This is a genomic window from Paenisporosarcina sp. P4_E4_2 (genome assembly GCF_056401595.1).
Genome location: NZ_JBFUJC010000054.1, coordinates 1 through 12,468 on the forward strand (window position 1 = coordinate 1; position 12,468 = coordinate 12,468).

At 40.5% G+C, this 12,468-nt stretch carries 14 protein-coding genes and 1 tRNA gene; 1 reads left to right on the forward strand and 14 read right to left on the reverse strand.

Translation table 11 applies throughout. The features are described from left to right. Nucleotides 1–478 (reverse strand): ATP-dependent Clp protease proteolytic subunit (locus tag AC1DSB_RS06355; RefSeq protein ID WP_477586143.1); only part of this gene is annotated, 478 nt, incomplete at its 3' end. 169 nt (nt 479–647) lie between these two features. Between AC1DSB_RS06355 and AC1DSB_RS06360 the strand changes: the two genes are divergently transcribed. Beyond that, a tRNA-Arg gene (locus AC1DSB_RS06360) sits at nt 648–719 on the forward strand. Between the two features lie 531 nt (nt 720–1,250). Here the strand turns inward: AC1DSB_RS06360 and AC1DSB_RS06365 are convergent. The 13 genes from AC1DSB_RS06365 to hisD form a co-directional block, all read right to left on the reverse strand. Beyond that, nucleotides 1,251–1,508: an HPr family phosphocarrier protein gene (locus tag AC1DSB_RS06365; RefSeq protein WP_477586145.1), complete on the reverse strand. Its 258-nt coding sequence runs from the start codon at nt 1,506–1,508 to the stop codon at nt 1,251–1,253. Nucleotides 1,509–1,582: 74 nt separating this feature from the next. Then, nucleotides 1,583–2,539 carry a DNA-binding protein WhiA gene (gene whiA / locus AC1DSB_RS06370; protein WP_016429086.1) on the reverse strand — a complete coding sequence of 319 codons (957 nt, stop codon included), beginning with the start codon at nt 2,537–2,539 and terminating at the stop codon, nt 1,583–1,585. A 26-nt stretch (nt 2,540–2,565) separates the two neighbouring features. Beyond that, a complete protein-coding gene (locus AC1DSB_RS06375) occupies nt 2,566–3,558 on the reverse strand; it encodes a gluconeogenesis factor YvcK family protein (protein WP_342543120.1) in 993 nt (330 codons plus the stop codon). A 4-nt stretch (nt 3,559–3,562) separates the two neighbouring features. After that, nucleotides 3,563–4,450, reverse strand: a complete 888-nt coding sequence (rapZ, locus tag AC1DSB_RS06380; RefSeq protein ID WP_477531414.1) for an RNase adapter RapZ — start codon at nt 4,448–4,450, stop codon at nt 3,563–3,565. Continuing rightward, the gene (locus AC1DSB_RS06385; RefSeq protein WP_016429089.1) at nt 4,447–4,923 is read right to left on the reverse strand and encodes an NUDIX hydrolase; all 477 of its coding nucleotides are present in this window, start codon (nt 4,921–4,923) and stop codon (nt 4,447–4,449) included. The genes rapZ and AC1DSB_RS06385 overlap by 4 nt, the downstream gene beginning before the upstream one ends. 423 nt (nt 4,924–5,346) lie before the next feature. After that, on the reverse strand, nt 5,347–6,297 hold the full coding sequence (gene trxB / locus AC1DSB_RS06390; RefSeq protein ID WP_477531413.1) for a thioredoxin-disulfide reductase: 951 nt from the start codon (nt 6,295–6,297) through the stop codon (nt 5,347–5,349). Between the two features lie 69 nt (nt 6,298–6,366). Then, the gene (locus tag AC1DSB_RS06395) at nt 6,367–7,893 is read right to left on the reverse strand and encodes a tetratricopeptide repeat protein (RefSeq protein ID WP_477531412.1); all 1,527 of its coding nucleotides are present in this window, start codon (nt 7,891–7,893) and stop codon (nt 6,367–6,369) included. A gap of 73 nt (nt 7,894–7,966) precedes the next feature. Next, complete coding sequence (gene hisIE, locus AC1DSB_RS06400) at nt 7,967–8,602, reverse strand: bifunctional phosphoribosyl-AMP cyclohydrolase/phosphoribosyl-ATP diphosphatase HisIE (RefSeq protein ID WP_477531411.1); 636 nt, start codon at nt 8,600–8,602, stop codon at nt 7,967–7,969. Next, nucleotides 8,599–9,357 carry an imidazole glycerol phosphate synthase subunit HisF gene (gene hisF, locus AC1DSB_RS06405; protein WP_477531410.1) on the reverse strand — a complete coding sequence of 253 codons (759 nt, stop codon included), beginning with the start codon at nt 9,355–9,357 and terminating at the stop codon, nt 8,599–8,601. Before hisF ends, hisIE begins: the two co-directional genes overlap by 4 nt. Next, nucleotides 9,351–10,094, reverse strand: a complete 744-nt coding sequence (gene hisA, locus AC1DSB_RS06410) for a 1-(5-phosphoribosyl)-5-[(5-phosphoribosylamino)methylideneamino]imidazole-4-carboxamide isomerase (protein ID WP_477531409.1) — start codon at nt 10,092–10,094, stop codon at nt 9,351–9,353. Before hisA ends, hisF begins: the two co-directional genes overlap by 7 nt. Further along, nucleotides 10,091–10,744 carry an imidazole glycerol phosphate synthase subunit HisH gene (hisH, locus tag AC1DSB_RS06415; protein ID WP_477531408.1) on the reverse strand — a complete coding sequence of 218 codons (654 nt, stop codon included), beginning with the start codon at nt 10,742–10,744 and terminating at the stop codon, nt 10,091–10,093. The genes hisA and hisH overlap by 4 nt, the downstream gene beginning before the upstream one ends. Next, the gene (gene hisB / locus AC1DSB_RS06420) at nt 10,741–11,331 is read right to left on the reverse strand and encodes an imidazoleglycerol-phosphate dehydratase HisB (RefSeq protein WP_016429096.1); all 591 of its coding nucleotides are present in this window, start codon (nt 11,329–11,331) and stop codon (nt 10,741–10,743) included. The genes hisH and hisB overlap by 4 nt, the downstream gene beginning before the upstream one ends. Beyond that, nucleotides 11,328–12,468 (reverse strand): histidinol dehydrogenase (gene hisD, locus AC1DSB_RS06425; protein ID WP_477586148.1); only part of this gene is annotated, 1,141 nt, incomplete at its 5' end. The genes hisD and hisB, both read right to left, overlap by 4 nt.

A 12,468-nucleotide genomic window follows, 5' to 3' on the forward strand; every position in this document is an offset into this window, starting at 1 on the left:
GACCTGTACGTTCTGACAAGATACCGTTTAATTTTTCACGCAAGAATAAAATACGTTTTGCAGCGATTTCAATTTCAGTCGCTTGCCCTTGTGCTCCACCAAGTGGTTGGTGAATCATGACTTCAGCATTCGGTAAAGCATAACGTTTACCTTTTGTTCCAGCCGCAAGCAAGAATGCGCCCATTGAAGCTGCCATCCCGATACAAATTGTTTGCACGTCCGGTTTGATGAAATGCATTGTGTCAAAAATCGCCATACCCGCCGTGATACTTCCACCTGGGCTGTTGATGTAAATAGAAATATCTTTTTCTGGATCTTCAGCTTCTAGGAAAAGTAATTGTGCCACGATGGAGTTTGCAACATTATCATCAATGCCGCTTCCAAGCATAATCACTCGGTCTTTTAATAAACGTGAGTAGATGTCATAAGCGCGCTCTCCGCGGCTTGTTTGTTCAATAACTGTAGGAATTAAATTCATGGAAATGCCCCCTTCAAGCTTATAATAATTTTCGTACATCCCGAGTATCATCTATTGTACTCGGTTGTTCCTTTATAATATACAAGTTGGTCAAGGAAGGTCAAATATTATGCACAAAAAAGTACAGTTGAAATGTTTGCCTACTATTTGTATAATAGGTAAGTCGCTTGCCCTCGTGGTGCAATGGATAACACGTAAGATTCCGGTTCTTGAGATGGGGGTTCGATTCCCTCCGAGGGCGTCAAAAGGAAACCGTCCCAAACGTTAATAGACGTATGGGACGGTTTTTTTATTTATATTCATTCATTCAGACAATGGATTACTTTAACTTCCACAAAGAATGGAAATCTGCGAGTAACAACCTTTTTTGCATCAGTGGCTTTTCATTACAAAATCATCACCCATTCAAAAACGTGAATTTTTTATTTTTTATCCAAGAGCAACCGTTTTAACACAATTGCAGTTAATCCAATGTCCCGCAGACCATGTAATTTTAATCATTTCTATTTCCCACTTACCTATTAAGATTTTTATCCCATTTTTTAAAAACGTTCGAAAAAACCATGAATAGTCATCGTTTCTTTTATGCCCCACTTATTTAAGATTAAATAGTATTGTAGCTACAACCCATAGTATTCTCGTAAATCTATTGGGACTGAGTAATTTACTAGATTTATCGAAAAGTAGCAATAGTTATTAAGTGAAACATTTTGAACTTGATGAATTTTGTCCATAAAAAAAACCTTCGACAGATCGTCGAAGGTTTTTGATTTTAATTTTCTTTTTGAATCATGGCGATTAGTCCTTCAACCGCCTGTTCTTCATCTGATCCTTCAGCACTGATTGTAAYTGATGATCCTTTGCTGATAGCTAGGCTCATTATGCCCATAATACTTTTTGCATTTACTTTTTTATCGTCTTTTTGCAGATATACATCTGCTTGGTAACGATTTGCTTCTTGCACAAAAAGAGCAGCCTGTCTTGCCTGTAATCCTGATTTCAATTCAACTTGTACTTGATTTTCCGTCATTAGTTCATGCCCCCCAAATCTCTGTTCGTTCATGTATTGTTTTTTATGTTAGCTGAAATGAGTCATTCTCACAACTATCTTTTCACTTTATCAAACGCAACTCCACCGCGAAGTCCGTCAGCAATTTCATCAAGCTTACGTAATCGGTGATTAATGCCAGATTTACTGATTGTACCTGTTGAAACCATTTCGCCAAGCTCTTTAAGCGTGACATCTGTGTACTCAACACGCAATCTTGCTACTTCCCTCAGCTTTTCAGGCAATTGATCAATTCCCATGACATTATCAATATAACGAATATTTTCCACTTGTCGTATGGATGCGCCAATTGTTTTATTGAGATTGGCAGTTTCACAATTGACGAGACGATTTACGCTATTTCGCATATCGCGGACAATGCGGACATCTTCAAATTTCAATAATGCGTGATGAGCTCCGGTAATACTTAAAAAATCCGATATTTTTTCAGCTTCTTTTAAATAAGTCACAAACCCTTTTTTACGTTCAATTGTTTTAGCATTCAATCCAAAGCCATTCATTAAATTAACAAGTGCATCACTATGGTCTTTATATAGCGAATAAACTTCCAAATGGTATGCAGAGGTTTCCGGATTATTGACTGAGCCACCAGCCAGGAATGCACCACGCAAATACGCCCGCTTGCAACAATTCTTTTTAACCAGTTCAGCTGAAATTGTATGATTGAACTGAAAGTCTTCTGTAATGATTTTCAAATCTTCCAGCAAAGCTTTTGACCCATCTCGCACCCGACAAATATATACATTGTTTTTTTTCAAGCGCATCTTTTTTCGTACCAATAGTTCTACTTGGTACGGGTACAATTCTTTCATCAATGTATATAAACGTCTGGCAATCGCTGCATTCTCGGTTTGTACATCCAAACTCAAACTTCGGTTCGCAAATGAAAGCGCACCATTCATGCGGATGAGTGCAGATAGTTCTGCTTTCGCGCAACAAGGTGTTATGTCAGCCTGCGTCATTTCTTTTTTTGTTTCAGATGCAAATGACATATATATTTCCCCCTTTCGAGCGAAAGTTAGATAAATGATTGCTTGATTGCATTTTCCTTATCTTCCGCATAATGGACCAGCCATTCCGCAACTTTGGTTGCGTCATGACGAATGGCTCCATCCTGGATGGTCGCAATATCTTTTTTGACCACTGTTATTCCTAATTGATTTAATCTTGATTCGTCATAACTCACCGGCATAGACTGTTCTTGTGCATAAATTTCTTGAACGGATAATGGAACTTCATCCGTGTTAAGTAAAATCGTCTGAATAAACGGCGCACCCATATGCAACATCAATGCACGGACATGATCAGCCGCTGAATAGTTCAATGTCTCTCCAGCTTGTGTCATCAAGTTGCAAATGTATACGTTTGGTGCCTTCGATTCGAGTATTGCTTTTTGAATTCCTTGAACCAATAAATTGGGCAAAATACTAGTATATAAACTTCCTGGTCCAAATACGAGTAAATCAGCTTTGCAAATTGCTTTAATCGTATCTGGAAGCGGTTCCACATCATTGGGTGTCAGAAAGACACGATGAATGCGTTGATTGTATGTAGGAATCTTTGATTCTCCCGTAACAATGGTCCCGTCGTCCAGTTCTGCATGAAGGGTGATTGTCTGATTCGCCGCTGGCAATACAGTACCATGAACATTTAATACGCGGCTCATTTCCCGAATCGCATGCGAAAAGTCACCAGTTATATCTGTCAACGCTGTTAACATTAAATTACCTAGTGAATGTCCACCTAAATCATCAGATTGACTGAAACGATATTGGAACATTTCTTCAACTAAAGGCTCTACATCTGATAATGCAGCCATTACTTTTCGAATATCTCCCGGAGGCGGAATATCGTAATCGTCGCGGAGTCTGCCTGAGCTGCCTCCATCATCTGCAACTGTAACAATTGCAGTGATATCGACCGGGAATTTCTTTAATCCTCGCAACAACGTGGATAGACCCGTCCCCCCGCCGATTATGACGATTCGTTTCCGGCGTTTGGAACGTGCCATTCCATCAGCCCTTTCTATGTTTAATATCGCGATGCGTAATTACAGTTTGATAATCTTGTTGGAACAATTTCGCATAGTATTCCGTAAGGGTTACGGAACGGTGTTGCCCACCGGTACAACCAAATGCGATGACGAGCTGGCGTTTTCCTTCTCGTTTATATTGAGGAATCATGTAAGTCAGTAAATCAGTCAGTTTTTCAATTAACATTTGGGTTTCCGGCCATTTCAACACATAACCAGATACATCAGAATCCAAGCCGGTTTTCGGACGCAAATCTTCTATATAATAAGGATTTGGCAAGAATCGTACATCAAATACTAAATCCGCATCAATCGGTAAGCCGTGTTTAAAACCGAATGACATGACGTTTACAGTAAATGTAGAGCTTCCTATTGAAGAAAATTCTTCTTGTATTTTTTCACGAAGATCTTTCGGTTTCAGGGTTGAGGTGTTGTATATGAATTGAGCTCTTCCTTTCAACTCAGAAAGCAACAAACGTTCTTTTGCAATCCCCTCTAAAGGTAAGCCTTCAGGGGCTAGCGGATGTGAACGCCGTGTTTCTTTATAGCGTCTGACCAGAGTTTCATCGTCCGCTTCCAGGAATAAAATTTTTGGTGTACATAAATTCCCTTGCGCCATTTCATCGAGAGCACCAATCAACGAATCGAATAAATCTCCGCCACGCATATCCATTACCGCAGCAATCCGATTCATGTCTTTTCCTGATTCCTTCATTAATTTTAAAAACGTCATTAATAAAGCTGGTGGCAAGTTATCGATACAGAAAAACCCTAGATCTTCGAAACTTTGAATGGCAACTGTTTTCCCTGCGCCAGACATGCCGGTAATGATGACCAATTCCGAATCCTGAGTTTGTTTTGATTCCATCATTGCTTCTCTCCCTCATATGACGCTTGTATATCTTGTTTAATCAAATCAAAATCATGGGTGTAAACAAATGTCCCGTATTGAACCCCTTGTCCTGATACAGCAAATTGTAAGTTCGTACGATCTCCTTCTGCCATTGGCAAATGTGCCAAGGCTTCCACAGGATGCCACTCCAAAATTCCTTCTTTTGTTACTTCAAATGGAATACCTTCTAAATCATGCGACACAAATGTAAAGAGCATCCACTCATTTTCGATCTGCTGTTCGTCTTGTACGATCATCGTATAAACGCCTTTTAAATGAGGTTTGACAGGTACGGTGTTGGTTTCCTCTTGAAATTCACGAATGGCCGCGCTGTAAATGGACTCGCCTGCTTCCATTTTCCCGCCAGGGGCTACATACCAATTTCTACGTGGTTTTTTCAATAAAAGAACCTGTTGATCTTTCAAAACAATTAAATTTGCTATACGCTGCACATTCGACACTCCACATCCAAATAAACTCACTTATTCTATTATACAACTTTGAAGGATGGCATATCAAAAAGTATGCAAAAAAGAAAAGCGGAAAGCTCGTCTAGTGACCGGAATGACATAATGGCAAGTTGTTTTCAAGAGTTTTGACCATTGTTATTGAATATCTGACCATTCAGAACCGTTATTGACCACTCAAAAACGTTTTCTGACCGGTTAACTTGATTTTCTGTCCATTTCGAAGCACTTTCTGTCCATACACTTTCAAACACCTTTCCAAACGGCAAAAAAAGAGGCTGTTTCATCGATTTGCACCGAGAAACAGCCTTTCAAAATGTTGCTATAAAAAGGGGGTCAATTTACTATCCTTAATATACACCTTTATTGTTGCAAGGGTATTACAGATGGATTAAAGAATGATTAAAATTAAGCCTTAATGCTTAATTTTTCGTGTAATTCTTCGATATAATGCTGAGCAGCCTGTGCAGCGATACTGCCATCACCTGTTGCCGTTACAATTTGACGCAACGTTTTTTCACGTACATCTCCGGCAGCAAAGATACCAGGGATACTCGTTTCCATTTGTTCGTTTGTTAAGATATACCCCATTTCGTTCAGGATACCTAATTGAGCAAATGGTTTTGTCAATGGAAGCATTCCGATGTAAATAAATACACCGTTCGCTTTAAATTCCTGTTCCGAATCATCTACTGTTGATGCCAATGTCACGCTTCCGACTTTGCCATTTTCATCGTTAATCGATTTCACAGTATGGTTCCAGATGAAGTCGATTTTTTCATTTGCAAACGCACGTTCTTGTAGGATTTTTTGTGCACGAAGTTCATCACGACGGTGAACAATCGTTACTTTGCTAGCAAAACGTGTTAAATACACGCCTTCTTCCACAGCAGAATCTCCGCCTCCTACAACGACTAATTCTTTATTTCTAAAGAATGCGCCATCGCAGACCGCACAGTAGCTTACTCCACGTCCACCCAGTTCAGTTTCGCCTGGAATTCCCATTTTCTTATATTCAGCACCAGTTGTGATGATGATTGAACGGGCTTTATATTCTTTCCCACCCGCTTTAATTGTCTTGAATGCTTCACCATTAGTGATTTCCTGTACATCTCCGTATGCGTACTCCGCACCGAATTTTTTGGCATGTTCAAACATTTTCGTTGAAAGTTCCGGTCCTAAAATATGTTCGAAACCGGGATAGTTTTCAACTTCCTCAGTATTTGCCATTTGGCCACCTGGAATGCCACGTTCAATCATTAAAGTCGATAAATTTCCTCGTGATGTATATACAGCTGCTGTCATACCTGCAGGACCAGCCCCGATAATCACAACATCATAAATTTTTTCTTCAGTCATTAAAAATACCTCCTAAATCCTTCTATCACAAATCGTATAAGATTCATGCAAGTCATTCAACTTTTTTGCTTAAGTATCAAAAAGCGGTAAAAATTGAATAAGTTCATTTACATATTTTGTGATGGTTGGTGTGGTAATCTCATAGCGTTCCGCTAGTGCTTTTTTTGTAATGCCTTGTGAACGTGATGATTGGAACATATAATCCGCAGCGGCCGCTAAAGCCTTAGGGTTTTTAAAAGCATAGCCTTTATCAATACCACGCTCAATTAACACAAACCACATTTGAAAGAGGAATGATCCGTCAATTGTTAACGGGTGATTTTTCCGGTACAGCACTTCTGTTGCTTCGACCGCTCTTAAAAAAGAACGTTCAGCAAGTCGACTAGTTTCAAATTCGTGCCCAAGGGCATGGGCCAACAACCATTTTTCCATCGTAGAGTACGTTTCTACATTTACCCATTCAGGATGAGCGATAATTTCTTGTTTATGTGCAGTCTTACCCAACAAAAACAAACCGAACATTCGCTCACTGCGATACGCATTTTCAAGCTTTTCTACAATAAAATCACGATTGTGCTCCATGCCATCTAAGGATTCGCCTTCTTTTTGGCCAGCCCAAGGTTCCAGTCCGTGTTTTTCGGGATCAATTTGAATCAGTTGTTTCCAGTATTGACGAGCTTCTTTTTCATGTCCCGAAAAGTATGCGGAATGTGACAACCAGAAATAAAAGCCAGGGTCGCCCTCGTATCCGCGTTTTTGAAGTGAACGTAACCATTTATACGCATCTTCATATTTACCAACCAAAGCAAAAGTTGCACCCAGCTTGTAGCGGTGTTCCAGCATATACGGTTGGATTTTCCCAAGTAAATTCAAAAGATAAGAGAGTTCCTGCTCATTTTTTTCGTAATAATGAACGACTGCCAAATTACACAATGCATGCAAATTCCCTGTGTTTTCTTCCAATACTTTATGTAATAAAGCTTTTGCTTGATCGACTTCGCCGATATAAAAATAAGCAAGCGCCAAATTGTTGAATGCAGCCCAGAAATCCGGATTTTCTTCAATAAAATTCTCCAAAACTTCAATTGCCTTCTCAAAGTTTCCTTGTTCCATCATCCGTCTTGCTTTTTCTTGAATGACTAAAATTTCGCTTCCGATATTATCATCTTCAAATAACGGCCAGTCTTCTTGTTCCGAGAAATCAATGATCTCCATCGCTTCCTCAGCGTAAGCTCCCGTCATATCCAATTCAATATACTGTTTGGCATACTTATGGGCATCCGAAAGAAAACCGAGATGAGCATTGACTTCGGCCAAGAAGAAAACAATTTCACTTTCATTTGGATCAAGACTGTACGCACTTTGCAATAATTCAAGGGCATGGTCGTATTTTTCCACTTCCATTTCCACAATTGCGTATTGCATTAAAATAAGCGGATCATCAGGACTCAGTTCCGCTGCACGTCTCAAATATTTATGCGCTTTTTCAAAATGCTCACGATTCAGAGCTACTAACGCTTTTTGATAATAATATTCGCCTGTAGGAATAAACGAGACGATGTTTTCATTCGCGAGTTGTTTGTGTTTTTTCTCCAATTAATGCCTCCGAAAAAATAAAAAGGAACACAACAGGTCCCTTTTCAGTATCTCTCTATTATAGCACATTGGCTTATGATTTACTCTCATGTCGTTTCTGTAAAACTTCCAACACATCATACAAATTTACTTTTTGTTCTTGAAGCAAGACTAATAAGTGATAGATCAAGTCAGCCGCTTCCCATTGCAATTCTTCGGCATCACGGTTTTTTGCGGCAATTACGACTTCTGTCGCTTCTTCCCCGATTTTCTTGCCGATTTTGTCCACGCCTTTTTCAAATAAGTAGGTCGTATAGGCACCTTTTGGCATAGACTTTTCACGTTGTTGGATGACTTGTACCAAATCTGCTAAAATCCCGAAACTGCCGACAGTTTGTCCTGGAGAGAGGATGTCTTTATGAAAACAAGTGGCTTCACCCGTATGACAAGCAGGGCCTTTTGGCAACACTTCCACCACTAATGCATCTTCATCACAGTCTGTTCGGATGGCTACTACTTGTTGCGTGTTACCACTCGTTGCACCTTTATGCCATAGTTCTTGTCTCGAACGACTGAAGAACCATGTTTCTTTCGTTTCAATTGTTTTTTCCATTGATTGACGATTCATATAAGCGACCGTCAACACTTCTTTTGTTTGTGCATGTTGAACAACAACCGGTATCAGTCCTTGCTCATCAAATTGAATGGTTTCCAATACGTTTTTTGTCATCTGACTGACACTCCCTTCTCTCGCAGTACACTTTTCACTTCTGCTACACTTGTCTCTTTATAATGAAAAATGGAAGCCGCCAATGCCGCATCTACATCCACTTCATTGAATACATCATAAAAGTGTTGGGCATTTCCCGCTCCACCACTTGCGATAACCGGAACAATTACAGCCTCCCGAACCGCTTTCGTTAACGCCAAATCAAAACCACTTTTTTCACCATCTTTRTTCATGGACGTCAGGAGAATTTCTCCTGCACCTAATCGCGTGGCTTCTTGTGCCCATTTAACTGCTGTCCATTGTGTTAGCCGTCGACCACCATGCGTATAAACCATCCACGTCCCGTCACCTTCTGACCATTTTGCATCAATAGCGACTACAATGCATTGTGAACCGAAATATGCCGCACCTTCAGCAATCAATTCGGGACGTTCAAGTGCAGATGTATTGACGGATACTTTATCTGCACCTGCCCGCAGTATGTTTTTCATATCATCCAGTGTTCGGATTCCGCCTCCAACGGTAAAAGGAATAGCCAGTTCAACGGCAGTTTGACGTACGACATCAATCATCGTCTCTTTTCCTTCATGCGAAGCCGATATATCCAAAAATACTAACTCATCTGCCCCTTGCTCATCATAAAATTTTGCAAGTTCGACCGGATCTCCTGCATCTCGTAATGAAACAAATTGAACCCCTTTTACCACTCGTCCTTCTTTGACATCCAAACATGGAATAATTCGTTTTGTTAACATGAAGCCACCTCACGCAATGCTTCCGGTAACGTGAAGCGATTTTCATAAAGTGCTTTACCAATAATCACGCCACCGATTTTTGAACCTGCGGCTGCTTTTGCAACTTTCTTTACGTCTGAAAGTGAACTAATGCCCCCAGAAACAATCACTTCTGCTCCCGTAGCTTCGGCAAGAAGTTCATTCGCAAGAATATTAGGTCCACTTAATGTTCCGTCCGTTGCTATATCCGTAAAAATAAAGGTTTTCGCACCATGAGTTGCAAAATATTGCCCTACTTCAATCGCGGATTTTGAGGAAGTTTCCAACCATCCATGTGTAGCAACCATGCCATCTTTTGCATCAAGGCCTATAACTATTTTCTCTGCACCGAACTTTTGAATCATCGAGACCGCTAGCTCGGGTTGCTGAATAGCCAAGCTTCCGATAATGACTCGTGCCACACCATTATCCAGATAATATTTCACATCTTCTTCAGTGCGTATTCCTCCGCCAATTTGTACATTCACACCAAGCTCAGTAGCCGCACGGATTACATCTTTATCGTGAATTCGTTTTCCATCTTTCGCGCCGTCCAAATCTACCATGTGAATCCACTTTGCTCCTTGGCATGCAAACGTTTTTGCCATTTCAAAAGGAGATTCCGCATAAACCGTCTCTTGATTATAATCTCCTTTAAATAAGCGCACACATTTGCCTCCAAGCATGTCAATCGCAGGGTATAATTCAATCACTTTCATATTTGTTCACTCCTTTTTTTTACTAGACCGACCCATTTTTCCAACAAGTACTTTCCGAAAGGTCCAGACTTTTCAGGGTGAAACTGCATACCAGTAATTGAGTCTTTCTGGACAAGTCCAGGAACAAACTGACCTGCATATGCACTGCTTGCCAGAACTTCTTTTTGCATTGTATTTTGTGCCAAATAGGAATGGACAAAGTAGACATGAGTTGAATCTTCTTTATCGAGACCTTCCAGCCAATCTGGTTGATGTGTAAAAGATAATGGATTCCATCCCATATGAGGAATTCGGATACGTTTTTGTTCTGCATCCAGTTGTTCAAATTTCTGAATATGACCCGTTAATATACCTAAACCTTCCGTCCATCCATTTTCTGTACTATCTTCATATAGAAGCTGCATGCCYAGACATATGCCAAGTAACGGTTTGTTGGTGTTCTCGATTTGTTTAATATATTGATCCAAGCCAGACTCACGCAGACGACTCATGGCATCTGGAAATGCCCCCACACCTGGTAAAACATAACCATCCATTTGATTTAAGATGTTTGTATCTGCCGTTATGGAAACTTCACAACCTAGTCGAAGCAGCGCTTGTTCAACACTATACAAATTGCCCATGCCRTAATCGATTACACCAATTTTCATGTTAATAATCCTTTCGTGGATGGCACTCCTTTGACACGCGGATCAATGGATACCGCTTCATCGAGCGCTCTTGCCAAAGCTTTGAATATGGCTTCAATCATGTGGTGTGTATTGTGGCCATAGTGAAGGATTACATGAACATTCATCCGTGCTTCGAGAGTGAATTTCCATAAAAATTCATGGACAAGTTCCGTATCGAAATTTCCTACTTTTTCTTTAGGGAATGTCGCTCTGAATTCAAGGTGAGGACGGTTTGAACAATCCACAATCACTTGCGCCAGTGCATCATCCATTGGTACAAATGCATTACCGTATCGTCGTATCCCTTTTTTGTCACCTAACGCTTCTTTGACAACTTGCCCGAGTACAATCCCGATATCTTCAGTTGTATGATGATCATCAATATGTGTATCACCAGACGCTTGAATGGTCGCATTAAAGAATCCATGTTTCACAAATAAATCAAGCATATGATCCATAAAAGGGACGCCTGTATCAATCGTGGCCTGTCCTTCTCCGTCCAGTTGCATCGTAACTTTAACTTGTGTTTCGTTCGTTTTTCTATTAATCGTTGCTTCGCGTGTCATGATTGATTCATCCCCTTTTTCCATCCTCTTGATTCTACAGCTCTTGCATGGGCTTCTAACCCTTCCATTCTCGCCAGTCTTGCTATTTTGTCTGCATGTTGTTGCCATGTTTCTTCTGTGTAAAAAATGATGCTTGTCTTTTTGATAAAATCATCCACCGATAATGGACTGGAGAACCGAGCAGTGCTGTTTGTCGGCAAAACATGATTGGTCCCTGCAAAGTAGTCACCAATTGGTTCCGAACTGTATCGACCGATAAAAATCGCACCYGCATGTCGCACTTGTTGTGCAACTTCATGAGGATTGATTGTCATGATTTCCAAATGCTCCGGTGCCAATTTATTTACAGCTTTAATAATATCCAGCATTGTTTCTGCAACATAAATTTTCCCGAACTTTTCAATAGCTGCCCGTGCAATCTTCTCACGCGGGAGCGTTCGCAATTGTTTCTCCACTTCTATTGCAACTTCCTGAGCAAATACATTGCTCGTCGTCAGTAAAATCGGACAAGCCATCGGATCATGTTCAGCTTGCGATAATAAATCGGCGGCGATTTCGTCCGCATATGCAGTATCATCTGCGATGATGGCAATTTCACTCGGTCCTGCAATCATATCAATAGCCACTTCACCAAACACTTCCCGTTTGGCCAATGCAACAAACACATTACCTGGACCTGTTATTTTATCTACAGGTGCAATGGATTCGGTACCATATGCAAGAGCGGCGATTGCCTGAGCTCCACCCATTTTATAAATTTCTTCAATTCCTAAAATCGAAGCCGCAACCAATACTGCGTCTGGTAGTGCTCCTTTATCGTTTGGAGGTGACACAATGACAATTCGTTCAACACCAGCCACTTGTGCCGGAATGACATTCATTAATACCGATGACGGATAAGCAGCGGAACCACCTGGCACGTACAAACCAACTGCATCCAATGGACTTACTCGTTGTCCAATAAATGAGCCATTTTTGACGTCAACTTCATAAGATGACCGTTTTTGCATTTCATGAAAAAGGCGGATATTTTTTGCCGCTTCTTCCAAATCATTTTTAAGTTCTTCATCAAAATTGGCGAGTGCTTGTTGAATTTCATCCATCGAAACACTAAATTCACTTAGTTTGATTCCGTCC